The organism is Streptomyces olivochromogenes, from assembly GCF_001514115.1.
GTDB classification, from domain to species: Bacteria; Actinomycetota; Actinomycetes; order Streptomycetales; family Streptomycetaceae; genus Streptomyces; species Streptomyces olivochromogenes.
The window spans coordinates 419,289-440,791 of sequence record NZ_KQ948451.1 but is presented as its reverse complement, the minus strand read 5'-3'; the positions used below and the strand labels follow the sequence as shown (position 1 = coordinate 440,791).

The following is a 21,503-nucleotide window of genomic DNA, read 5'->3' as shown; positions in this document are numbered from 1 at the left end:
TCCACGGCAGAACCCATACTTTGCCGCGCTTTCCGGTGGCCCGACCTGTAGACGGCACCCTCTGCCCAGCCCAGCCCAGCCCAGCCCTGACCGGACACGATCAAGATTCGATTACGCGGCCTCGCGTCCGGCAGATGGCATCTCCCCAAGACTTGATGACGCGGGAAGCCGGCAGATCGGCGGGCAGGCCAGAATCTTCAGGAAGGGATTCGAGATGTCGTTCGGGTGAGGCTGTGGGGATCAGGATCGGGAACGATCCGGAATCCAGATCTGTACGCCCTCTGGTCTGCCGCCTTCCTTGTGTAGTCGGGGTCTGTCGGGTTTCGAGGTCGCCGGCACGGATTTTCACGCTCGGCTGCACTCCTGTCCGGGCGCGACGAGACGTGCGCCGGGGAACGAGCTATGCACCGTCGTTGCCGTCGCGCAGGGAATGGATCATGCTCCGCAGGATCCGGAACGCGCCTGACTGCTCGGTCTCGGTCAGGCCGGCCAGCATTCTGACCTCGACGGACCGGACCGCTACGGTCGCCTTCTCGAGGCTCCGTCGGCCGCGAGGCGTGAGCCGCGTGGGAAGAACCTTCCCGACGGGTGCCTCCGCAGGCCTCGTCACGTAGCCCTCTCGTTCCAGGGTCTGCAGCAGCACGTTCATCGACTGCCGTGTCACGAACGCGCCCCGCGCGAGCTCCGAGTTCGACAAGCCCGGTCGTTGAGCCAGAAGCTCGAGGCATGAGTAGTGCGTCACGCTCATCCCGAGCGGCCGCAGCACCTCCTCCATGGCTGCGCGCAGGACGCTCGACGCCTCTTTCAGCAGGTAGCCCAGAGACGTCTCCAGGTCGACACCGTCTTGATTCATGTCAGGATTCTGACATAGGTTGACCTGTGTCAGAAAGCTGACACGAAAAGAAGGAGCATCATCATGCCCGCCACCGGCCCCGACTTCATCTCGCTCCAAGCGCGCGACCTCGACGCTTCACAGGCGTTCTACGAGCAGTACCTCGGCCTCGTCCGCTCGCAGGCCGGACCTCCGCACGCCGTCGTCTTCGAGACGAAGCCGATCGCGTTCGCACTCCGCGACGTCGTTCCCGGCACCGACCTCGCATCCGTTGCTCAGCCCGGCATCGGTGCCGCGATCTGGCTCCACGCCACAGACGTCCAGGCCATTCACGATGCTCTCGTCGCCGACGGTCACACCATCGTCTCCGCACCGATCGACGGCCCCTTCGGCCGGACATTCACCTTCGCCGACCCCGACGGCTACCAGGTCACTCTCCACGACCGCGCCTGATCGGCCAGACGCCACCGGACGATCACCGATCCCCGAAGACCGCAGTTGCGCCCTGGGGCTAATCGGAGTTCACGCGGGTTCCGTGAGGGCTTCGGTGCGGGGCACAGTGCAAGTGAGCAGGTGAGGGCCTTCTCCCTGCTTGTCACTCGTGCGTCTCAACTTCTCCGAGTTACTGGCAGATTCAGCGAGTTCGGCCAATAACTTGCGAGGCTATGCGGGATTCAGGAAGTCACCGCCGTCCGACGTTGCTCACCGGGCAGCCGGACGACGGCGATGCACACGGCACCGGCGAGCCCCAGGACAGCGGTCTGGCCGACGTCCAGGTGCTCCAGCGGCGAGCTGTCGCACAGACCCATGCCGTTGATGAGCAGGGCTTCTACCTGGAGACCGTGTCGGAGTATCTGTGGGCCCGGGATGTCGCCGGGCCTGCTCCCACGACGTTGGAGAATCTGGTCCGGCCGGTGATGGAGCTGTGCTCCTTCTACGACCTGGTGCCGTGGCGGCTCACACCGCGGTACGTGGACCGCTTCTACGTTGGTCAGGGGCGCCGGGCCCGCTCGACGGTGCGGAGCGAGCTGACGAAGATCGACAGCTACTTCGCGTTCCTGGAACAGCGCTGTGCCGGGGAGATCGCCCGGCGGTTCGGCGCGACCGTCGAATCACCGGTCGACACGTTCAACAGGCCAGTGCTCCGGGGGACTTCGGCCTGCGAATCCCCCCTTCACAGCGAGCGCTGACGGAGTGTTTTGCCCAGTGGCGGGCATCCCTGCCCTCCGCCCGCAAGTATCAGGTGGCCGTACGCGACTACGTGATGGCCAAGATCGCCTACATCTCCGGGGTCCGCGCGAGTGAGCTGTGCGCGGTCCGCCTCGGAGACATCCACTGGGAGCTGGGCCAGTGGGGAAGGTTCGTGGTCCAGGGCAAGGGGGCCGGCGGTTCCGGCAAGCGGGAGCGGCAGGCTTACCTGTTCGAGGAAGGACGCGAACTGCTGTGGTGGAACATCGAGGAGGTCCGCGGATCGTTCAGCGACGACCCATCGGATCCGGCGGCACCGCTGTTTCCCTCCGAGCGGCGTCCTCGGGCGGTGACTGCCCTCGACATCGTCGCGGCCGCAGCAGTGCAGCCCGACGCGTTCCGCAAAGCGCTGAAGACGGCCGGCATGCTCTACCTTCCCGGCCCGGCTCAGGGGGCTCCTGGAACAGGTCCCGAGCGCCAAGGACAAACTCGCCCTCGTCCTGATCGCGCGGTCTATGGCATCCGTCCCAAGCAAGTCGCCGAGATCCGGCTGGACGATCTCGACCGTTCCACAGGACGTCTGCGGATCCGCAGGCCAAACCGACCCGACCATGACGTCTGCTGGACGAGTTCGCTCCGCAGCTCGTCAAGGACTGGCTGGTCGAACGTCACCGCCTCTGGCCGCTGAGCAGCAACCCCCACCTGATCGTCAGCCCCATCACCGCCATGCACGTCAACCGGCCGGCAGTCGGCATCTCCAACTTCAAAGCGATACGCGACCGGATCGGGATCAACGCCACGCAGCTTCGGCAAGACCGGTTCCTCGACGAAGCACGAGAGACCGCGGACCCAGTCCGGCTGATGCGCCTGTTCGGCATCACCTCGCACACCGCGATTCACTACGTCCGCGCTGCCCATTCCGAGTACTTCACGATCGATCCAACCGAGGCCTGAGCGGCTCAGAGCGCGTTGATCGCAGATGGCGCGCGCTCCGCTCGAGCCAAAGCGCGCAGCAACGATGCTTGGCCGTGTCGGCGGGCGGCGAGTCTGGCCAGCAACGTCAGCACGGGATCAAATGCCGTGGCCGAGAGTTCCGGCGCAGCGATTCCCACGCTGACGGCCAGGTCGTCCGTGTGAACGGCGAGCTCCATCATTCGCGTCACAAGGAAGTCGTCCAGGCTCAGAGCCCACCCCGTCTGGGGTATGAACACGACCCAGCCACCCCGAACCCTCGGAAGGGCAACCCTCTGTTCGGCAAGTGCCGCACGGGCGCGCTCCAGCAGCACTTGGGCGCCCTCGGACGCGATGTCCTCGCCCTTCGCCCGAATGCCGGCGTTCACCTCACCGTCGAGTGGTGCATCGATCCACGCGGCGCGGGCGTAGTGCTCGAGAAGCGGGATCGGCGCCTGGTGCGACGTGGGTTCCTGCAGGGCTGTAGCCACGCTGAAGACCTGGTACGCGAGATGACCAGCCAAGCCGCCGACCGTCATGTCCGTCAACGCGCTGGCCTTCTCCCAGGAAGCAGCGACTTCCGGCGCACCCAGCAACGCCACCGCCTGAGCCGCGGTGTCCAGATACGCATCCGTGAGACTCATCAGACCCCCGTGATCGACTGGCCCCAGTATGCGGGCAGGCGACTGGGCGACACAGCCCATGAGACGTCACCCTGACTGGAACCCGCGTCCCAGTTCGCCGAGAACACCCAGTGCCCCAGCAGGTTCCCGCGAGAACGACCCTCAGAAGCCTGGAACCCGCTGGTTTCCGAGTACCCGTTGGAGCTGGGGCTTGCCGAACTGGTCGCTCACTTCGCGCTGCCGGAGGACGGGTTCGCCACGGTGTTCGACGACCACCGTCAAGAAGAGATCACGTGGATCGGCGAGGACGACGTCCGACAGGTCACCACCGTGCCGGTGGTCACCTTTGCCCGCACCAGCCCCGGCATCGCCTGGGCCGGCAGCCAGAAGGAAGAGCGATGACCGCGCCTCCCGCCCAGCACCCTCCGTACACCCTCTCCCTGCCGGTCAACCAGCTGGTCAAGGGCCCCGTCTTCCGCGACCAGCACGAGCGGGCCTGGGAGGCCTTGCTGCACCTGAGCGCCCGCGTGAAGGACTACGTAGACGTCATGGGACTGCGCGTGGTGATCGACGAGAGGGAGGGTTACGCCTTCTTCCAGTCGAAGCCCGACGACGAAGACGAAGCCCGCGATCCCCGTACGGCGCCGCCGCCGCGGCTGCTGCCTCGCCGGTCGCTGTCCTACCCGGTCAGCCTGTTGGTCGTGCTGCTGCGCAAGCGGCTCGCGGAGTTCGACGCGGGCGCGGACGGCACCCGTCTTCGTCGACGGGCAGTGGCTCGCCGACTTCAGCACGCACCTGGCCCAGGACGCGGCCACCCACACCCCTCAGGAGAAGACGCTGCGATCCCCGCTCAGTCCGGTCCCGCCGATACGGTCACCCCCGCCGACCTGGCTGCGGCCGGATTCCGGCTGGAGCGTCTGGAGGTCTACAACTGGGGCACGTTGGACAAGCATGTGTGGTCGTTCGGCCTCGCCGGCGCCAATGGCCTGCTGACCGGGGACATCGGTTCCGGCAAGTCCACCCTGGTGGACGCGATCACCACGTTGTTCATGCCCGCTCGCAAGATTGCCTACAGCCGGGCTGCCGGCGCGGAGAGCGGCGAGCACAGCCTGCGCTCCTATGCGCTGGGCCACTACAAGTCCGAACGCAATGAGCAGACCGGTGCCACCAAGCCGGTGGCGCTGCGCGAGCCTGGCAACTACTCCGTCGTCCTGGGCGTGTTCCACAACGCCGCGCTGAGGTTGACCGTCACGCCGGGCCAGCTGTTCTGGCTGGCCGATGCCACCAGCCCGGAGCGGCTGTTCCTCGTCTCCGACCACATCGCCAAGATCGTGTTACGAGCTATGGGACCGTCAACAAAATGCGGGAAGATGCCCTCTGACCAGGCGAGGATCTCTCACTACTCGCCGACGAAAGGGCACGGTCAGCGTATTCGCGCGCAGCCGAGGGTCAGGAGGGCGTCGTGGACGTCGTCGCGGATATCCAGGGGATCCGCAGTTGACGCAACCAGTGCGGGTGGGCGAGGGCACGCGCTGAGTGACGGCGAGTGGGTACCGGCTGTGGGGCTGCCGGCCCCCACCGGGAAGGCCCGTCACCCATCGATGACGTGAGAGCGCGGGCCCGCCGCACCTGGCGTCCGCCCCGGCGGAGGGTATGCGCCAAGCCGCCGACCGGGATGCCCCACAGGCCCGTTGCTCCGTCCGTCGACACGCCGAATTCATGGGGCGGTCCGTCGCCGTCCCCCTGGACGCGCTGTGGCCGGCGACCCCGTCTGCTCGCGGCGTAACTGTGCCATGGCACAAGAGCGACATGGGTGACCCCTTGAACGACGGTGGGGGAGGCCGGAGGATCCAGTGATCTTTCGCTCTTCGCCGCGTCTCAGGAGTCTTCCTTGCCCAAGGTTCCCATCCCCCGGCCCGGGCCGATCGCCCTCGCCGTGGCGGCCGCGCTCACACTCGGCGTCATACCGGCGACTGCCGCTGTGTCCGCGTACTCCGCCGGTGAGGTGTCGCACAACGACACCGGACACCAAACCCCCGGCGGTGCCGGCACGCACACCATCACCCTGATCACGGGTGACAAGGTCACCATCGGGACCGCCGCCGACGGCACCGCCGTGCGCTCCTTCCAGGCCGCGAGCGGAGCCACCACCGGCTTCCACCGCGCTGTCCTGGACGGCGCCACCTACGTCTACCCCGACTCCGCGCTGCCGTACGTGAGCGCCGGGAAGCTCGACAAGCAGCTCTTCAACGTGACGCGCCTGATCGCCGAGGGGTACGACGACGCGCACAGCGCCCGGCTGCCGCTGATCCTGCGCTACACCGGAGCCGCCGCCAAGTCCCGCACCCGGGCGAAGATGGCCGGCTCGACCGATGTCCGCCGCCTGGACAGCATCCAGGGCGCGGCCCTCGCGCAGAACCACAAGCAGGCACCGGAGTTCTGGTCCTCGCTCACCGGGGGTTCCGGTGCGGCGGCCCGGTCCGCGAAGCCGTCCTTCGCGGGCGGCGTCGCCAAGGTGTGGCTCGACGGCAAGGTGAAGGCCGACCTGGCCGACTCCACCGCCCAGATCGGCGCGCAGAAGGTATGGGCGGAGGGCGACACCGGCCAGGGCGTGAAGGTCGCGATGCTCGACAGCGGCGCGGACACCGAACACCCGGACCTGGTCGGGCAGGTGTCCGACAGCGCCAGCTTCGTCCCCGGCGAGGACGACATCGCCGACTACAACGGCCATGGCACGCACGTCGCTTCGACCATCGTCGGCACGGGCAGTGCCTCCGACGGCAAGGAGCGGGGTGTCGCCTCCGGCGCCCGGCTGGCCGTCGGCAAGGTGCTCAACTCCGAGGGCAGCGGCCAGGAATCCTGGATCATCGCGGGCATGGAGTGGGCCGCCCGCGACCAGAAGGCCAGGATCATCAGCATGAGCCTGGGCGGCGGCGGTGACAAGACCGACCCGATGAGCCAGGCCGTCGACGAACTCAGCCACGACACGGGCGCGTTGTTCGTGATCGCGGCGGGCAACGGCGGTCCGCACTCCATCAGCAGCCCCGGTGCCGCGGACTCCGCGCTGACCGTCGGCGCCGTCGACTCCACCGACACGCTCGCCGACTTCTCCAGCCAGGGCCCGCGTGACGGCGACGGCGGGCTGAAGCCGGAGATCACCGCGCCCGGCGTCGACATCGTCGCGGCGCGCTCGCACTACAAGCGGGGCTCCGGTTACTACACCACGATGAGCGGTACGTCGATGGCGACGCCGCACGTTGCCGGTGCCGCCGCGCTCCTCGCCTCCGAGCACCCCGACTGGACGGGCACCCAGCTCAAGGAGGCGCTGGTCAGCAGCGCCAAGGCAACCCCGGCGTACACCCCGTACCAGGCGGGCGCCGGCCGGCTCGACGCGCTGGCGGCCGTGCACACCACACTCTTCGCCACCACGAGCGCCTACTCCGGCTTCCACACGTGGCCGCCGAAGCCGGGGCAGACCGACGCCCAGACGGTGACGTACACCAACGTCGGCGACGCACCGGCCAACCTCGACCTGGCGGTCAACGGCACCGTCCCGGCAGGGTTGTTCAGCCTCTCCGCCGACCACGTCACCGTAGCCGCCCACGGCACCGCCACGGTCACCCTGACGGCGGATCTGGACAAGCTGGGCGGCGACCAGTCGGTCAGCGCCATGATCACCGGCACGGACGGCAGCGGAACGGTCCGCGCCCGGACCCTGATCGGCGCGGCCCGCGAGGGCCAGCGGCAGAATCTGACCGTCGTCGCCAAGGACCGTTCCGGCAAGCCGCTGGAGGGCCGGGTCGTCCTGACCGCCGAGCACCTCTTCACGGTGATGGACCTCGACGCGTCCGGCACCGGCACGGCGCGGCTGCCCGTCGGCAGCTACAGCGGCTGGCTCACCGGTGACGTGCAGGGCGCCGAAGGCCCGCACTCGCGCGGCATGGTGCTGCTCGCCTTCAACGACGTGAAGCTGGACCAGGACCGCACCGTCACCCTGGACGGCCGCAAGGCACGCCGGATCCTGGCGCGCGTGCCGCAGCAGACCACCGCCGTCGCGCCGCGCCTGGACGCCCACCGGTCCTTCACCGACAGCCTGGTGGAGACGTCGATGCTGCCGGACCCGTCGTACGACAGCATCTGGGCGCTCCCGACCGGCAAGAAGGTCACCGACGGCGAGTTCGAGACCGGCGCCCGCTTCCGCCTCGAGCAGCCCGCGCTGACCGTGAGCACGAAGTCGACGACCTTCAACGACCCGCTGGTCAAGCGCGCGGCCACGCCGCTGCCTGCCGGTACCCGGAACCTGACGGCGGTCTTCGCCGGTGACGGCACGGCCGGGGAGCTCGCGCGGCGACACGTGCGCGGCAAGGCCGTCGTGGTGCGCGGCGCCGGCACGGAAGGGATCAAGGCCCAGGCGGAGGCCGCCGCGGCCGCCGGCGCCCGGCTGCTGCTGGTCGTCAACGACGGTGCCGGCCGCCTGCAGCCCTGGGACGAGAACCCCTGGAGCCCGGAGAGCCCGGCCCCGGTGACGGTGGCGACGCTCAACGCCGACCAGGGCGCCGACCTGCTCGGCCAACTCCGGCACGGCGCGGTCTCGCTGAAGGTCACCTCGCACCCCACGACCGACTACGTCTACGACGTGGTGCACCACTGGACGGGCGCCGTTCCGGCGGACCCGACCTGGCGTGAGGAGTCCAAGGACCTCGGCCGGGTGAACGTCTCCTTCCGGAACTACCGGCAGGGCAAGGCGATGGAGTTCCGTCCGGACGTCTGGCGCGGCTGGGCCGTCGGCAACCAGCTCACCGCGCCCGCCCAGGGCGAGCGCACCGACTGGGTCACCGCCGGCACCACGTGGCTCGACGACGCCTTCATCCAGGGCGAGACCGGGCAGCACTCGATCGACCCGCTGAACTACCCGGCGCGCAAGACCGGCAAGGTCAGCTGGTTCGGCCCGATCCAGCGGCCCCGCATGGGCCCGTTCAACTACCAGCCGGTGCGCTACCTCGACACGATGTACATCACCGCGCCCGGCTGGGGCGACTCGGGGTCCGGCCACGTCGGCGAGGCCGGCGCGAACTTCGACGTCAAGGACTGGATGTCGCTCTACCAGGGCGACCAGCAGCTCGACTGGGGCAACGCCGAGTACCTGCAGGTTCCCGGCCTCGGCGCCGAGCGCCTGCCCTACCGGCTGGTCCTCGACAACGACCGCGGCACCTGGGCCGACCCGTACTCGACGCACACGCTGACCGAGTGGAACTTCACCTCCGCGGTCACCGGCAGCGATGCGGTGGTGTCCCTGCCGCTCATCCAGCTCGACTACGGCGTGGACACCGACAAGTCCGGCCGTGCCGACCGGCACGCCGGCCTCACGGTGACCGCCTCGCACCTGCCGGGCACCACCGCCACCATCGGGAAGCCGACCGTCGAGGTGTCGTACGACGACGGTGCGACCTGGCAGCGGACCGACCTGAGCCGGCGCGACGACGGATGGCGGACGAACCTGCGCGCGCCGCGGTCCGCCGACTTCGTCACCCTCCGGGTCGGCGCCCGGGACAGCGCGGGCAACACCGTCTCGCAGACGATCACCCGGGCCTTCGGCCTGCGCTGACGTCACACCCCGGGAGGTCACCTGGGACAGCACCGCGTGGGTGGGACCGCAGCCGGCGGCCCCGCCCACGCAGCGTTCCCAGTCGTCAGAGGATCTATGAGGACACCTCGTCGTGGAACGGCAGGCGAGTGCTCGTGGACCGCCTGCGCTACATCGGCGAACTGGAGGATGCCGATCACCGGCCGGCCGTGCGGCACCTGCGTGATCTCGCCGCCCACGACAAGGTCACCTTGCTCACCGCCACCAAGGACCTCGGCCACAGTGAGGCCGCCGTGCTCGCCCAGTGGCTCGCCGCCGCCGGCACAGCGAGCCGCTGGATCCGTTGCTCCGTCATCCGGCGGGCCTGGCGGACTGCGCGGCAGCAGGTTCTTCGCCTTCGCCCCGAGGACTTCGCTTCACCGCTCGGCAAACGGGGTACGACATGCGGCACACCTGCCTGACGAACTGGCTCCATGATGGCGTGCCGCCGGCGCAGGTCACGGACTGGGCGGCCAACGGCGTCCCGGTCCTTCTGCCCAACTGTGGCGCCCCCGGCAGGACTCGAACCTGCGGCCAAGCGCTTACAACGGCTGACACAATGAGATGGATCGGCTCTGATGACCGTGTCCGGGGCGGTAGTTGAGCGGTCGGTCGGTGTGGGGACGTCGCCATGGAGCGTGTCGGATGAGCTGTGGGACCGCCTGCTGCCACAGTGCGAACGGCGCTTCCGGTGGGGGACACCCCGGAACGGCTGGGCAGTGGGGCGTCCTTCGCCGCTTTGTGCGGGGTGAGTCCTGTCGAGCGTTCTGCGGGACGTCGGCAGTTGCGTCGCCTCAACCGCGGTGGCGATCGTCAGGCCATGCCGCGCTCCATCGCATCGTGTTCACTCGTCTGCGGGTCGACTCGCGCACTCAGGACTGTTTCGAGCGTCGGATCAAGGAGGGTAAGACCCGTCGCGCAATCGTCCGTTGCCTCAAGCGCTATGCGGCACGGGAGGTTGTCCACCTGGTCGGGCAGCTACAGCCAGGACCCCGCCGCCTGGAGATGCTGCCCCTCGGCAGCCTCGCTCCGCTCACGCGACGGAGAACCGCCGGCCCGCCCAGCGCTACGGCGAGGGGGGCCGCTGCGGGGAGCGGAGTACGAGCAGGGTGATCTCGCTGGGGGCGAAGACGCGGAACGGCGGGCCCCAGAAACCGGTGCCGCGGCTGGTGTAGAGGAGGGTGCGGGTGCCGTGGCGGCTGAGGCCGGCGAGGGCGGGCTGGTCGATGCGGACCAGGTGGTGGAAGGGCCAGATCTGGCCGCCGTGGGTGTGGCCCGAGAGTTGGAGGTCGACGCCGTCGGCTGCCGCCCGGTCGACGAACTTGGGCTGGTGGGCCAGGAGCAGGACGGGGTGGTCGGGGTCGGCACCGTCCAGGGCTCCGGCGAGGTGGGCGCGGTGGCCGGCGAGGCCGGAGGACTCGGCGGTGACGTCGTCCACGCCGGCGACCACGAGGGTGTCGCCTCCGCGTTCGAGCAGCAGATGGCGGTTGCGCAGCGGCTCCCAGCCCAGCTCGTCCATCAGGTCGACCCAGCCCTGGGCCTCGCTGTAGTACTCGTGGTTGCCGGTGACGTAGACACGGGCACGAGTCGCCTGCACGGTAGCGAGCGGGGCGGCCTGGGCGCGGCGGCGTTCGGCCGTGCCGTCCGCGATGTCTCCGGTGTGGCAGACCAGGTCGGCCTGCAGAGTGTTCACCGTCTCGCAGACCCGTGCCGACCAGCGGGCGCGGTCGAGCGGGCCGTAGTGGGTGTCGGTGATGAGGACGACGCGCGTGCCGTCCAACCCGGCCCCCAGGCGCGGAAGTTGCACGTCGAGGCGGCGTACCCGCGGTACCCGGCGGGCCTCGGCGTACCCCCAGGCGAGCAGCACGGCGGCTGCGCCGAGGACCGCCCAGGTGACGATCCGGGCCCGGTCCTGGCCCTCGCCGACGCCACTCACGGTCAGGGCGAGCCGCAGCAGGACGCCGAGCAGAACGGACCAGGTGAACAGGACCCAGCTGGTGCCCAGCAGGGTGTCCCCGACGATCGCCGCCCAGTCCTGCTGCCGTCGGCCGTGGCCGCGCGCCATCGCGAGCGGCATGCCGATCAGGCCGAGGGCGAACAGGGCGGTGCCGGCCAGAGTGACAGGGAGCGGCCAGTGCTGGCCGGCGTACAGCAGCAGCCAGCAGGGCACGGTCCACAGCAGGACGGGGGCGATCAGGGGGAGGTAGCGCATCAGGCGGTGCAGTCGGCTCCGCTGGGTCTCGTGCGCTGCACTGTCGGCGGATCGGGTTTCGCTGGTGTCGGTCACGCTTCCCCTCCTTGAGCAACCGGGCTGCCGTCGCGCGCACTGTATCCGGCCGTCTTCGGGCCGGTCGGACAGGGTGTTCATGGTAGGCAGCCCCATGCGGCGAAGGGGTCTTTGCCGGGCGGCAAGACTTCGCCGCGGCGGCCGGGGTGCCGACTACTACGGCCCCGGCCCCCGGGGGGCTGATCTCGGTCCCCGGGAACACCCTGTTCGCGCGGGCGGTCGCCGGGAGGCGCATGTTCTGGCCGGGCAAGATCGACCAACCGCACGCCCTGCACCACCTGCCGGATCTCGCGCGGGCACTCGTGATGCCGGCCGACAACGAGGCGTCATGGGGACGGGCGTGGAACCTGCCCTCTCCCAAGCCTCTGACCGGCCGACAGTACGCCGCCGCAGCGGCCCTCGACGGCCGCACGCGCGTGAACGCAGTACCCAAGCTCGCCCTGCGGACCGCGTGCCTGTTCGAGAGTGTGGCTTTCGTTTACGAGGGTCCGAGCAGCTGACGTCGGGTACTGCCGTTTCAGTCCTGGTGGCGCAGCGCCATCAACAGGGGGACGGGGACGGGAATCGTCCGGCCGGCGGGCGTCAGCTCGCCCGTCTCGGGCCCGACGGCGAACGGGGCGACGATGTCGGCTGTGCTGTCGTTGACGTAGAGCCATCGTCCACTGGGGTCGATGACGAAGTCGGTCGGACCGCTCACGCCCTGGCTGGTGTGGTCGATGACGGAGAGCATCCCGGTCGGTCGGGCGGTCGATCCGGTAGCCGGTGATCGTCCTCCGACATCCCAGGTCTACGTGCTCTCGACTCTCACCGTATGGAGAATGTGCGCAACCTGGCCGGTCTCTACCTGCTCCCCGGCCCGTCCTCTCCCGTCCGCTCGCCGTCCGCCGGGCGCGCGGCTGCCCGGTGCATGCGGATCACCGCGTACGTCTCGCCGTCCCTAGGCGGCCGCGTCCATGAACGGGTGGTGAATGTGTGCAGCCGTCCGTTCGTGACGGCATGACGCGGCAGAGACGCACCGAACTCCCCGGCCACCGCTTCCAGCAGCGACCGTTCCACCTCGGCCCCGTCCTCCAGGGCGCCTAACAACCGGCTCGGGTCCAGCGCCCGCGGTATCTCCCCGCTCTGCCGGATCTCCCTGTCCTCGTACGTGAATGCGTACTGCTCGGCACTGTCTTGCGCCACCGAAAGGTGGAAGAACGGTTCCCCGTGCCATGTCCTCGGGCCGCTCCACACCGCCCGCGTGCCGCCACCCGTCGCCGGCCTTGAGGAACTCCCGGTACGACGGGGGCATCCGTCGGCCGAGGCGCTCCTCCAAGGCTGCGATCCGCTCCTCCGACGCGGCCGGGAACCCCAGCCACCGCGCTTGCCGGGCGCTCGCGCGAACTCCACGTCGGTGAAGGCGATCCCAAGGCCGTGGGCCCGTCTACCTCCGTCCCGCAAGTTGGCGTGCCCCAGTGCACGTGCGAGGCACCATCTGCTGCTCGCCCGTCCGGAGTCCCGGGCGGCGAACAGCTCTCGCGCGCCGGTCAGCGGCCGGTCAGGGTGTCTGCGGCAGAGCCCGCCCCGTCGCCTCGGCTTCCTTCGGCGCGGCGGGTCGCGTCCGCTCGGGGCCCTGGCCCCGCCCTCGGCTGAGCTGCGCCCCGACCGCCGAGGTCACCAGGCTCAGCGCCGCGGCCGTGTACCAGACGACCCGGAAGTCGTGGTGCGAAGTGGCGTCGACATGGGAGCCGAGGACCGCGACCAGGACGGCGACGCCGATCGTGGCCGAGATCTGGCGCACCGAGTTGACCAGCGCCGACCCGGTCGCCGCACGGTGTCCCGGTACCGCGTGCACGCCGGCGGCCACCAGTGTGCCCAGGGCCAGGCCCACTCCCGCACCGGTCAGCAGCTGGCTGGGCAGCAGCTCACTCACGTAGTCCGGTGTGACCGACGCGAAGACCGCGAACCAGACCATGCCACCGGCGAACAGCGCGCCGCCCGCCGCGATCAGCGGTCCCTGCCCGAAGCGCTGCGCGGCGCGGGTGGTCAGCACGGTGACGACGGGCACGAGCGCGGGGCAGGGGGCCAGGGCGAGACCGGTGCGCAGCGCGCTCCAGTGCCAGACCTCCTGACACCACAGCACGTTCGACAGCAGCATGATCGAGAAGGCCACGCCGAACAGGAGGCTGCCCGCGTTCGCCGCACCGAAGCGCGGCAGCCGCAGCAGGTCCAGCTCGAACAGCGGACGGGGGTGCCGCAGGGACCGGAGCGCGAACGCGGCGCCGCCGATCACGGCGACGGCCAGCAGCAGTAGGGTCTCGCCGCTCGTCCAGCCCTGGTCGGGTGCCTGCACCAGCGCCCCGGACAGCGACGCGATCGAGACGATGACCAGCAGGGCGCCGAGGAGGTCGGGCAGCGGCCCGGTCTCCCGCGCGGCAGGCTTCGGCAGCGCGGCTCGGCCGACGACGAGCGCCGCGATGCCGATGGGCAGGTTGACGGCGAAGACCCACCGCCAGTCCACCTCGGTCAGCAGGCCACCGGCGACGGGCCCGGCGGCCGCGGCGAGTCCGCCGACCCCGGCCCAGCCGCGGGTGGCCTGGGTGCGGCGCTCGGCCGGCACCGCCGCCAGCAGCAGGGCCAGGGAGGTCGGGATCTGCGCCGACGCCCCTACGGCCTGCACCACCCGGGCCACGATGAGGGTTCCCAGGTTCGGGGCCAGGGCACAGCCCAGCGACGCGAGCGTGAAGACGGCGATCCCGGCGAGGAAGACCGGCCGCTGCCCTATGCGGTCACCGGCACGCCCGGCCACCACCAGCAGCGCGGCGAAGGTGATCGCGTAGGCGTTGAGGACCCAGGACAGCGATCCGAGGCCCGCTGCGCCGCCGCCTGCGGAGAAGTCCTCTCCCATGGCGGGCAGCGCGACGTGGACGATCAGCAGATCCAGGTTGGTCATGAAGACGGCCACCAGGACGACTGCGGCGGCCGTCCGAGGGTGCTTTGAAAGTCGAAGCAGCGTGGACATGGCACAACCCAAACACAGGGTGGTTTGGAAATCAAACCCTGCCGGGGGATACTGGGAAAATGACCACGCCCATCGACCCCCGGGACATGGCGGGGCGCCCGTGCTCCCTCGCCGCGGCCCTCCAGATCATCGGTGACCGCTGGGCCCTGCCGGCGATCCGCGAGGTCATGCTCGGCAACCACCGCTTCCGGCAGATCGCCAGGAACACCGGCGCTCCCACGGACCGGCTCGCCGCGCGCCTGAAGGCGCTGGTGGAGAGCGGCGTCCTCGAACGGCGCCCGCTGCCGGACGACGCCCGCTACAGCGGCTACTACCTGACGGCGGCCGGGCGCGATCTGGGTGCCATCACCCGCGAACTGATCGGCTGGGGCGACCGCTGGGTCGTCACCGCACCGCCCGCCCGGATCCGGCACCGTGATCACGAACTCGTCACCCACACGGTGTGCGAGACCTGCGGCGAGCGGGTCCACGGGGAAGATGTCCACCGGGACGACCTCGTGCCCGGCTGGGACCAGTCGGGCCCGGTGACGAACCCGTAGACCGAACGGCCCATCTCGGCGAAACGAAGGTCCGGCATGATCAACGGCGCCCACGTCATCCTCTACAGCCAGGACGCGGAGGCCGACCGCGCCTTCATTCGCGACGTCCTCGCCTTCCCCGGTGTCGACGCGGGCGGCGGGTGGCTGATCTTCAAGCTGCCCCCGGCAGAGATCGCCGTGCACCCCACCGAGGGCGCCCCCCAGCACGAGTTCTTCCTGATGTGCGACGACCTCGACGCCCAGCTCGGGGAACTGCGTGCGCGGGGAGTCGAGATCTCCCGCCCGGTCAGCGAACAGCGCTGGGGCAGGCTGACGGCGGTGCGGCTGCCCAGTGGCGCCGAACTGCCGCTGTACGAACCTCGCCACCCCGTGGCCCATAGTCTGTGACACTCGAGCGGCCCCGCCCGGGGTCCATCGGATGTGCTGACGGCACCGCCCCGTCACGGTGAACCAGATCGTCAGATCGCCAGATCGCCGGTGACAACCGTTGTGGTGCCTGGTCGCGGGGGTTGGTGGAATCATCCGCCGGGCCGACTGCGTTTCCCCTCACGCGAACCCGGGCGGAGGCGGCCCGGATGCTGAGAAAGGTGGCGACATGCTGGAGACGGTGGGCCTGACGGCCGACGAGAGCGAGGTGTACCGCCTTCTGGTCGCCACCGGGACGGCGTCCGCTCAGGACATCTCCGACCGCTCGGCCCTCGACGCCGCGACCGCGCGGCTGCTGCTGCGCGCGCTGGAGCACAAGGGCCTGGCGTCGTCGGTCGAGGACAGTCCCGAATGGTTCACGGCCGTGCCGCCGCAGGTGGCCCTCATGCCCCGGCTCCAACGCCACTTCGACGCCCTGGAACAGACCCGGGCCGCCGTCTACGAACTGGCGGAGACACACCGCCGCAGCGCATGGGCCCGGAGCACGGGCGAGGCCGTCGAGATCATCACCGGCGCGGCGGCACTGCGCCAGCATCTGCGCCAGCTCCAGCACGGCGCGGACCGCGAGATGATGTGGTTCGTGAAGGCCCAGTACGTGGCCATGTCACCGGAGAGCAATCAGGAGGAGTTCGACGCGCTGGACCGGGGCGTGCTCTACAGGGCCCTGTACGAGCAGGCGTACTTCGACGACCCCGACGCGGTGGACTACGTCGTCAAGGGCGTGTGTGCCGGAGAGGTCTCCCGGGCGGTGCCCCTCCTGCCGCTGCGGATGGCGATCGCCGACCGCTCGGTGGCCATCCTGCCGCTGGCCGCCTCGGGTACGTCCGGCAACCCCCGGGAACTGCGGGCCGCGGTGGTGCGGGAGAGCAGCCTGCTGGACGCGCTCATCGCCCTGTTCGAACACCACTGGGAGATCGGTGCGCCGCTCCGGGTGACCGAGGAGGGCCAGATCGGTGGCGCCGGCACCACGGATGCCGCCTCGCCGGTCGGGGAGGACCGGCATCTGCTCTCCCTGATGGTCGCCGGTATGACGGACGAGGCGATAGCCGGACAGCTGCGGATCAGCAAGCGCACCGTCCAGCGGCGTATCCAGGGCCTGATGAGCCTGGCGGGCGTCGCGACCCGTATGCAGCTGGGCTGGCACGCGGCCCGCCGCGACTGGCTCTGAGCACGGCGGACGCCGCGACGCACACGGACAGGGCCCACCGGAGGTGTCCGGCGGGCCCTGTTCGTGTGCGCCCGGCCGCTGCGGCCGGGCTGCACTGCTCGCGGAAGTAGCTACCCGAGGACGTGACTACTCCGCGCCAGCGGCTACTTGAGCAGGTAGCCCTTGATGACGGTCTCCTTGAAGGAGTTGCCCGCCGCGTCCTCGACGTGGACGCGCAGGCTGACCGAGCCGCCCGCGGCGCGGCGCGGGTGCTCCACGGTCACGGTGCGCTCCATGCCGGAGCCCTTGACCCGCACCGACTGCCAGGTCTTCCCCTCGTCGAAGGAGACCTCGGTGGTGAAGACGCGGATGGGCGACGCCGGGGCGCCGGCCGTCTGCTGGATCAGGACCGGGATGTCGAGCTTGCGGCCGGCCTCGGCCCGGTTCCACTCGTCCAGCTTCGGCGCCATACGGACCGCGTACAGCGGCAGCGCCTGCCGGGTCGCCGTGGTCTGCGACCGGAACCGCCATTCGGCCGACACGTGGGTGGAGACCGAGCTGGGGGCGAGGTCGCGGTCGTGCTCGACCGTCAGCCGGTAGTCGGCTGGGGTCGCGTCGGCGGGCACGTCGCTCATGCTCCAGTCCTGGGAGACGACTTCGCCGTTGCGCCACAGCTCCACCGTGGGCAGGCCGGCCGTCGTGTCGGCCACCAGGTCGAGGTTTCCGTTCGCGGCCGACTGGAACGGGCGGTAGATGGTGTCGCCCTCGCGGAAGGCGGCCATCGAGGACGCGAGGCCCACGGCCTGGATCCCGCCGTTCCAGCGCTCCTCGACCTCGGCGCCGGTCTTGTAGCTGTGCAGATCGCCGAGGTAGCTCTGCCCGCGGGTGTCCGGGTCGAAGAGGTTGTTCTGGTCGAAGGCCGACTGCCAGCGCAGGCCCTCGGCCGACGAGAAGTAGTCGACCCGCCGGGTCGGCACCGGCAGGCCCGTCATCGAGGGTGCGCTGAAGCGGACGTTGTCGACGTACATCCAGACGAGGCGGGCCGCAGTGGTTCCCGGAGTGGTGGCGGCGAAAGTGGTGTCCACCTTGGCCAGTTCCGACGAGCGGGGGCGGTATCCCGGATCGGCCGGGATGGCGCCGTGCACCGGCCGGGAGAGGTAGTAGACCGACGAGGGGTTGCCGTCCGCGCCGGCGGGGTCACCCCAGACGGTGCTGACGAGGTAGGTGAACTTGGAGTCCTTGTCCCGGGCTGTCGGCACCGCGTACACGCCGTCGATGTGGTCCGTGCCGATCGCGTTGTACATGGTGACCGAGAGCAGCTGGTCGGCCATGCTGATCGTGCCGATCTCGGCCGACATGATGCGCGCGGAGCGGCTCGGTGCCGACACCGTGACGGGCTTCGCCTTCCGGGCGTCGATGGTCACCTGCCGGTCGGCGCTCATCACGACCTTCGGCACACCGACGATGGTGCCCTCGGTGAAGGAGGCGTCGAAGTAGAAGCCGCTCACCGAGTAGGTGTCCTTCGGCAGTCGCACCACCGTGCTGCTCTTGCCGAGCGCCTCGACGTCGTACGCCTTGCCGTCGGCCGAGTTGACCAGCAGGTAGGCGTTGTCGGGGGCGGCGCCCGTGCGGCTCTTCATGCCGATGCGCAGGTCGTAGGACGGCTGCTCGACGTTCATGCCGAACGGGACGCGCACCGACACCTGGTTGTCATCGGTGCTCGCGGTCACCACACCGCTGTAGGCGGCGTACGTCGTGGTGGCTTCCGGGGTCGCGGTGAGGGTGACGGCCGCGGTTCCGTGCGCGGGCACGGTGACCGTGTCGGCGCTGAGCCGGAACAGGCCGGCGGGAGCCGGCACGTCCTTCTTCCCGCTGCTCGGGTTGTCCTTCAGCTGAAGGGTGACCGGCGCGGCGCCCGGGTTGCGGTAGGTGATGGTCTTGGTCACCGGGGGACGCGTGCCGTCCGTCCAGCGGATCAGCCCGAAGTCCAGTGCGGTGGTGTCGGCGGTGATGTCCTGGTCGACCGCCCGGGCGACGTCGACGCGTCCGGCGCCCTGGAAGTAGGCGCCGTGCTCCTTGGCGCCGGTCGCCGACTGCATCAGCTGGCGCTTGACCTGCTCCGCCGTCCAGTCGGGGTGCTGCTGGAACAGGATGGCGGCGGCTCCGGTCACATGGGGCGTGGCCATGGACGTGCCGCTCATCGCGACATAGCCGTCATCGGCGGTGGTGCCGCCCGCCCTCGCGGCGACGACGTTGACGCCGGGGGCGATGATGTCCGGCTTGAGGCCGGAGTCGCCCACCCGCGGGCCGACCGAGCTGAAGACGGCGAGGTCGTCGTCCTCCTCGGCCGCGCCGACGGCCAGCGCCCGGTCGTCGGAGGCGGGCGAGGAGACCTTGTCGGGACCGCTGTTGCCGGCCGCGGCCACGACCAGCGTGCCGTAGTCACGGGTCACGGTGTCGACCATGGCCTCGAGGGCGTCGGTCTCCGGTGTGTCCGTGTCGCCCAGGCTGAGGTTGATCACCTTGGCGCCGTGCTGGGCGGCCCAGGCCAGACCCTCGACGATGTCGGAGTTGTCGCAGTTGCCGTCCGCCGTGCACACCTTGCCGGACAGGATCTGCACACCGGGTGCCACACCCTTGTACGTGCCGTCCGAGGCCGCGCCGGAACCGGCGACCGTGGAGGTCACATGGGTGCCGTGACCGTTCAGGTCGTCGGTGTTCGGCTCGGTGGTGAAGTTCGCGGACTCGGTGACGAGGCCCTTGAGGTCCGGGTGATTGGGGTCGTAACCGGTGTCGAGCACGGCGACCTTGACGCCGGTGCCGGTGTAGCCCTTCTCCCAGGCGTGCGGGGCGCCGATGCGCGGCACCGTGCTGTCGAGCTGGATCCTGGAGCGGCCGTCCAGCCAGACCCGGCGCACACCGGCTCCGAAGGCGGTGGCGTCCGCGCGGCCGGGGGCGATGCCCTTCCAGAACCCGGCGGCGTCCGCGCGGTGTTCGCCGAGGGTCGCGAAGGGGGTCCCGCCGATGGGGCGGACGGTGTCGGCACCGGCGGCGGTCAGCTGTCGCCGGGCGGTGCCCGCGTCCCCGGCGTACTCGACGATCAGCGGCAGGCTCGACCGCTGCGCGTACTTGCCCCGGACCAGGGCGGAGACGTTGAACAGCGCCTTGTCGAGGCGGCCCGTCGCGAGCAGCGGGAGCGTGTCGGCGGGTATGACCGTCCAGTCGTGACCGGACTGGCGCTTGATGAACGCGACTCGTTCGCGGCCCTCGGCGGGCTCGACCGACACACTCTGCTTGCCCGAGGTGTCCGTCTCCAGCGTGACGCGGTCGCCGGTGATCAGTGTGAGCTGATGCCGGGAGGTGATCGGCGACCGGGCCGCTCCGGTCTGCGCGGCGGCTTCCGTTCGCCCGGTGTGCGGGCCGAGGTCCTGAGCGGCGCCGGGGGCGGCGGTCAGACCGGCCACGAGCGCCACGAGGGCGGCGGTCGCCGCCGTATGCCGAGGCCGGGGAGGGCGGACTCTGTGGCGCCACCTGTTGTTCATGTCTCTCATGGGAGGACAGCGTGGTGCCGTCAAGTGCCGAGGTCAGCAGTTTGCCCTGTCCACCAGGCGTCAAGTCACCTTTACGCCAACCCCTATACTTCATAAAGAGGGCAAAAGCGGCCAGGCTGGCGGCTCATGGACGAACCGAGCGAGCCGCTCCCCGGGTGGTGCCAAGCCGGCCGCCGGAGATCACGCACAGTCTTTCCTTCCCGGCTCGACCGGAAGCCCTTCGGCTGCCCTCGGCGGCGAGTACTGTGCCGTAGCCGAGAGCCCAGAGCCCTTAGACGTGGTCCTTGGAGTGGACACGCACCGGGACGTTCATGTGGCTGCTGTGCTCTCCCTGGTGGGGGTGGTGATCGGCACGGAAGTGTTCCCGGCCATCGCGGCCGGTTACCGCGAACTGCTGGAGTGGGCCACGGGGCTGGGCGCGGTGCGGCGGGCCGGAGTGGAGGGGGTCGGCTCCTTCGGGGCGGCTCTGTCCCGCTACTTGTTGACCCATGGCGTGGACCTGTTCGATGCGAACCGGCCCGACGCGACCGACCGCCGCCGGCGCGGCAAGCCGGACCCGCTCGATGCCCAGACGCGGCCCGGGCGGTGCTGAGCCGGAGGGCGCGCGCCCGGGTCAAGTCAGGCGATGGACCGGTGCAGATCGCCCGGATGTACAAACTCGCCAAGGGGCCGGCGGTCAAGGCCCGCACCCAGGCGATCAACCAGCTCAAGGCCGTCCTCGTCAGTGCCGACCCGAACCTGCGGAAAGAACTGGCCGGGCTGAACGATGCAGAACTCTTCCGGACCTGCGTACGGCTCGCCGACGACAACAAGAGTGACGGGAACGGGGTAGAAGCGGTGCTGCAGGCCACCCGCATCACACTGAGTCTGCCGGCCCAGCGAATCGGACAACTCACCGAGCAGATCCAGGACTTGGAAGGCCGCCTGGCCTGGCTCGCGGAACGCCACGCCCGCAGCTGCTCACTCTGGTGGGCGTCGGTCCGGACACGGCCGTCACTTTGCTGATCACGGTGGGGACAACCCGGAACGCCTGGGCGCTGAGGCGTCCTTCGCGGCGCTGTGCGGGGTCAGCCCTGGCGAGCGTTCCTCGGGCAGTCGGCAGTACCGTCGCCTCAACCGTGGCGGCGACCGGCAGGCCGACGCCGCCCTGCACAGGGTCGTGCAGACCCGCCCGCGCGTCGACCTACGCACCCAGGACTACTACGAACGCCGCAGCAAGGAGGGCAAGACCCGACGCGAAATCGTCCAATGCCTCAAACGCTACGTGGCACGCGAGTTCTTCCACCAGGTCCGGCCTGAGAGCACATTCCGCGAAGTGGTAGTGACCTGATTTTT

At 70.1% G+C, this 21,503-nt stretch carries 20 protein-coding genes and 4 pseudogenes; 17 read left to right on the top strand and 7 right to left on the bottom strand.

Annotation, left to right across the window (positions count from 1 at the left end; translation table 11 throughout):
• Positions 1 to 400: 400 nt before the first annotated feature.
• Positions 401 to 853: a MarR family winged helix-turn-helix transcriptional regulator gene (locus AQJ27_RS02045; RefSeq protein ID WP_067360660.1), complete on the bottom strand. Its 453-nt coding sequence runs from the start codon at positions 851 to 853 to the stop codon at positions 401 to 403.
• Positions 854 to 916: 63 nt separating this feature from the next.
• On the opposite strand from AQJ27_RS02045, the gene AQJ27_RS02040 reads away from it, so the two are divergent.
• The 4 genes from AQJ27_RS02040 (at position 917) to AQJ27_RS02025 (ending at position 2,974) form a co-directional block, all read left to right on the top strand.
• Positions 917 to 1,285, top strand: a complete 369-nt coding sequence (locus tag AQJ27_RS02040; protein WP_020549970.1) for a VOC family protein — start codon at positions 917 to 919, stop codon at positions 1,283 to 1,285.
• A gap of 212 nt (positions 1,286 to 1,497) precedes the next feature.
• Positions 1,498 to 2,022: a hypothetical protein gene (locus AQJ27_RS02035; protein WP_159064313.1), complete on the top strand. Its 525-nt coding sequence runs from the start codon at positions 1,498 to 1,500 to the stop codon at positions 2,020 to 2,022.
• A gap of 74 nt (positions 2,023 to 2,096) precedes the next feature.
• The gene (locus AQJ27_RS02030) at positions 2,097 to 2,708 is read left to right on the top strand and encodes a site-specific integrase (RefSeq protein WP_159064312.1); all 612 of its coding nucleotides are present in this window, start codon (positions 2,097 to 2,099) and stop codon (positions 2,706 to 2,708) included.
• A 38-nt stretch (positions 2,709 to 2,746) separates the two neighbouring features.
• Positions 2,747 to 2,974 carry a hypothetical protein gene (locus AQJ27_RS02025; RefSeq protein ID WP_067360651.1) on the top strand — a complete coding sequence of 76 codons (228 nt, stop codon included), beginning with the start codon at positions 2,747 to 2,749 and terminating at the stop codon, positions 2,972 to 2,974.
• Positions 2,975 to 2,979: 5 nt separating this feature from the next.
• Here AQJ27_RS02025 and AQJ27_RS02020 read toward each other — a convergent pair whose 3' ends face one another.
• Positions 2,980 to 3,615 (bottom strand): maleylpyruvate isomerase N-terminal domain-containing protein, encoded by a 636-nt coding sequence (locus AQJ27_RS02020; RefSeq protein WP_067362636.1) that lies wholly within the window; start codon positions 3,613 to 3,615, stop codon positions 2,980 to 2,982.
• A gap of 177 nt (positions 3,616 to 3,792) precedes the next feature.
• Here AQJ27_RS02020 and AQJ27_RS02015 point away from each other — a divergent pair, with 177 nt between their 5' ends.
• The 6 genes and pseudogenes from AQJ27_RS02015 to AQJ27_RS60705 form a co-directional block, all read left to right on the top strand.
• Positions 3,793 to 3,996 carry a hypothetical protein gene (locus tag AQJ27_RS02015; protein WP_067360648.1) on the top strand — a complete coding sequence of 68 codons (204 nt, stop codon included), beginning with the start codon at positions 3,793 to 3,795 and terminating at the stop codon, positions 3,994 to 3,996.
• Positions 3,993 to 5,204 (top strand): DUF4194 domain-containing protein, encoded by a 1,212-nt coding sequence (locus tag AQJ27_RS57825; protein WP_067360645.1) that lies wholly within the window; start codon positions 3,993 to 3,995, stop codon positions 5,202 to 5,204. The genes AQJ27_RS02015 and AQJ27_RS57825 overlap by 4 nt, the downstream gene beginning before the upstream one ends.
• A 281-nt stretch (positions 5,205 to 5,485) precedes the next feature.
• A complete protein-coding gene (locus AQJ27_RS02005) occupies positions 5,486 to 9,199 on the top strand; it encodes a S8 family serine peptidase (RefSeq protein WP_067360642.1) in 3,714 nt (1,237 codons plus the stop codon).
• A 92-nt stretch (positions 9,200 to 9,291) separates the two neighbouring features.
• Positions 9,292 to 9,489: pseudogene (locus tag AQJ27_RS02000) on the top strand (DUF488 family protein); the annotation flags it as partial.
• A 310-nt stretch (positions 9,490 to 9,799) separates the two neighbouring features.
• Positions 9,800 to 9,909: pseudogene (locus AQJ27_RS57820) on the top strand (IS5/IS1182 family transposase); the annotation flags it as partial.
• Positions 9,870 to 10,201: pseudogene (locus AQJ27_RS60705) on the top strand (transposase); the annotation flags it as partial. The pseudogenes AQJ27_RS57820 and AQJ27_RS60705, both read left to right, overlap by 40 nt.
• 82 nt (positions 10,202 to 10,283) lie before the next feature.
• On the opposite strand, the gene AQJ27_RS01995 reads toward AQJ27_RS60705, so the two are convergent.
• Positions 10,284 to 11,504, bottom strand: a complete 1,221-nt coding sequence (locus AQJ27_RS01995) for a metallophosphoesterase (protein WP_067360639.1) — start codon at positions 11,502 to 11,504, stop codon at positions 10,284 to 10,286.
• A gap of 233 nt (positions 11,505 to 11,737) precedes the next feature.
• Between AQJ27_RS01995 and AQJ27_RS01990 the strand changes: the two genes are divergently transcribed.
• The gene (locus tag AQJ27_RS01990) at positions 11,738 to 12,004 is read left to right on the top strand and encodes a Rossmann-fold NAD(P)-binding domain-containing protein (protein WP_067360636.1); all 267 of its coding nucleotides are present in this window, start codon (positions 11,738 to 11,740) and stop codon (positions 12,002 to 12,004) included.
• Positions 12,005 to 12,021: 17 nt separating this feature from the next.
• Here the strand turns inward: AQJ27_RS01990 and AQJ27_RS01985 are convergent, their stop codons facing one another.
• The 3 genes and pseudogenes from AQJ27_RS01985 to AQJ27_RS01975 all read right to left on the bottom strand — a co-directional run bounded on the left by AQJ27_RS01985 (position 12,022) and on the right by AQJ27_RS01975 (position 14,505).
• Positions 12,022 to 12,234 (bottom strand): beta-propeller fold lactonase family protein, encoded by a 213-nt coding sequence (locus AQJ27_RS01985; protein ID WP_067360633.1) that lies wholly within the window; start codon positions 12,232 to 12,234, stop codon positions 12,022 to 12,024.
• 110 nt (positions 12,235 to 12,344) lie between these two features.
• Positions 12,345 to 12,761, bottom strand: a pseudogene (locus AQJ27_RS01980) (SMI1/KNR4 family protein); the annotation flags it as partial.
• 280 nt (positions 12,762 to 13,041) lie between these two features.
• Positions 13,042 to 14,505 (bottom strand): MFS transporter, encoded by a 1,464-nt coding sequence (locus AQJ27_RS01975; RefSeq protein ID WP_079064732.1) that lies wholly within the window; start codon positions 14,503 to 14,505, stop codon positions 13,042 to 13,044.
• A gap of 59 nt (positions 14,506 to 14,564) precedes the next feature.
• On the opposite strand from AQJ27_RS01975, the gene AQJ27_RS01970 reads away from it, so the two are divergent.
• The 3 genes from AQJ27_RS01970 (at position 14,565) to AQJ27_RS01960 (ending at position 16,638) form a co-directional block, all read left to right on the top strand.
• Positions 14,565 to 15,044 carry a winged helix-turn-helix transcriptional regulator gene (locus AQJ27_RS01970; RefSeq protein WP_067360620.1) on the top strand — a complete coding sequence of 160 codons (480 nt, stop codon included), beginning with the start codon at positions 14,565 to 14,567 and terminating at the stop codon, positions 15,042 to 15,044.
• Positions 15,045 to 15,080: 36 nt separating this feature from the next.
• Positions 15,081 to 15,431, top strand: coding sequence for a VOC family protein (locus tag AQJ27_RS01965; RefSeq protein WP_067360617.1), 351 nt, complete (start codon positions 15,081 to 15,083; stop codon positions 15,429 to 15,431).
• A 208-nt stretch (positions 15,432 to 15,639) separates the two neighbouring features.
• Complete coding sequence (locus AQJ27_RS01960) at positions 15,640 to 16,638, top strand: helix-turn-helix domain-containing protein (protein WP_067360615.1); 999 nt, start codon at positions 15,640 to 15,642, stop codon at positions 16,636 to 16,638.
• Between the two features lie 143 nt (positions 16,639 to 16,781).
• On the opposite strand, the gene AQJ27_RS01955 is transcribed toward AQJ27_RS01960, so the two are convergent.
• A complete protein-coding gene (locus AQJ27_RS01955; RefSeq protein WP_067360612.1) occupies positions 16,782 to 20,090 on the bottom strand; it encodes a S8 family peptidase in 3,309 nt (1,102 codons plus the stop codon).
• Positions 20,091 to 20,481: 391 nt separating this feature from the next.
• Here AQJ27_RS01955 and AQJ27_RS58390 point away from each other — a divergent pair, with 391 nt between their 5' ends.
• From AQJ27_RS58390 to AQJ27_RS58380, 3 genes are read left to right on the top strand one after another with little or no spacing between them, the layout of a single operon-like run.
• Positions 20,482 to 20,760: a hypothetical protein gene (locus AQJ27_RS58390; protein WP_235613413.1), complete on the top strand. Its 279-nt coding sequence runs from the start codon at positions 20,482 to 20,484 to the stop codon at positions 20,758 to 20,760.
• Positions 20,761 to 20,801: 41 nt separating this feature from the next.
• The gene (locus AQJ27_RS58385) at positions 20,802 to 21,173 is read left to right on the top strand and encodes a hypothetical protein (RefSeq protein WP_067360605.1); all 372 of its coding nucleotides are present in this window, start codon (positions 20,802 to 20,804) and stop codon (positions 21,171 to 21,173) included.
• Between the two features lie 25 nt (positions 21,174 to 21,198).
• The gene (locus AQJ27_RS58380; RefSeq protein ID WP_341866062.1) at positions 21,199 to 21,498 is read left to right on the top strand and encodes a transposase; all 300 of its coding nucleotides are present in this window, start codon (positions 21,199 to 21,201) and stop codon (positions 21,496 to 21,498) included.
• Positions 21,499 to 21,503: the final 5 nt, after the last annotated feature.

What these genes read in the sequence shown, in the direction of transcription:
- AQJ27_RS02020 (WP_067362636.1), bottom strand. Translation starts at nt 3,615, where the DNA reads ATGAGTCTCACGGATGCGTATCTGGACACCGCGGCTCAGGCGGTGGCG.
- AQJ27_RS02035 (WP_159064313.1), top strand. Translation starts at nt 1,498, where the DNA reads ATGCGGGATTCAGGAAGTCACCGCCGTCCGACGTTGCTCACCGGGCAG.
- AQJ27_RS02040 (WP_020549970.1), top strand. Translation starts at nt 917, where the DNA reads ATGCCCGCCACCGGCCCCGACTTCATCTCGCTCCAAGCGCGCGACCTC.
- AQJ27_RS01960 (WP_067360615.1), top strand. Translation starts at nt 15,640, where the DNA reads ATGCTGGAGACGGTGGGCCTGACGGCCGACGAGAGCGAGGTGTACCGC.
- AQJ27_RS57825 (WP_067360645.1), top strand. Translation starts at nt 3,993, where the DNA reads ATGACCGCGCCTCCCGCCCAGCACCCTCCGTACACCCTCTCCCTGCCG.
- AQJ27_RS01970 (WP_067360620.1), top strand. Translation starts at nt 14,565, where the DNA reads ATGACCACGCCCATCGACCCCCGGGACATGGCGGGGCGCCCGTGCTCC.
- AQJ27_RS01975 (WP_079064732.1), bottom strand. Translation starts at nt 14,505, where the DNA reads ATGTCCACGCTGCTTCGACTTTCAAAGCACCCTCGGACGGCCGCCGCA.
- AQJ27_RS02025 (WP_067360651.1), top strand. Translation starts at nt 2,747, where the DNA reads ATGCACGTCAACCGGCCGGCAGTCGGCATCTCCAACTTCAAAGCGATA.
- AQJ27_RS01990 (WP_067360636.1), top strand. Translation starts at nt 11,738, where the DNA reads ATGTTCTGGCCGGGCAAGATCGACCAACCGCACGCCCTGCACCACCTG.
- AQJ27_RS02030 (WP_159064312.1), top strand. Translation starts at nt 2,097, where the DNA reads ATGGCCAAGATCGCCTACATCTCCGGGGTCCGCGCGAGTGAGCTGTGC.
- AQJ27_RS02045 (WP_067360660.1), bottom strand. Translation starts at nt 853, where the DNA reads ATGAATCAAGACGGTGTCGACCTGGAGACGTCTCTGGGCTACCTGCTG.
- AQJ27_RS01965 (WP_067360617.1), top strand. Translation starts at nt 15,081, where the DNA reads ATGATCAACGGCGCCCACGTCATCCTCTACAGCCAGGACGCGGAGGCC.
- AQJ27_RS01985 (WP_067360633.1), bottom strand. Translation starts at nt 12,234, where the DNA reads ATGCTCTCCGTCATCGACCACACCAGCCAGGGCGTGAGCGGTCCGACC.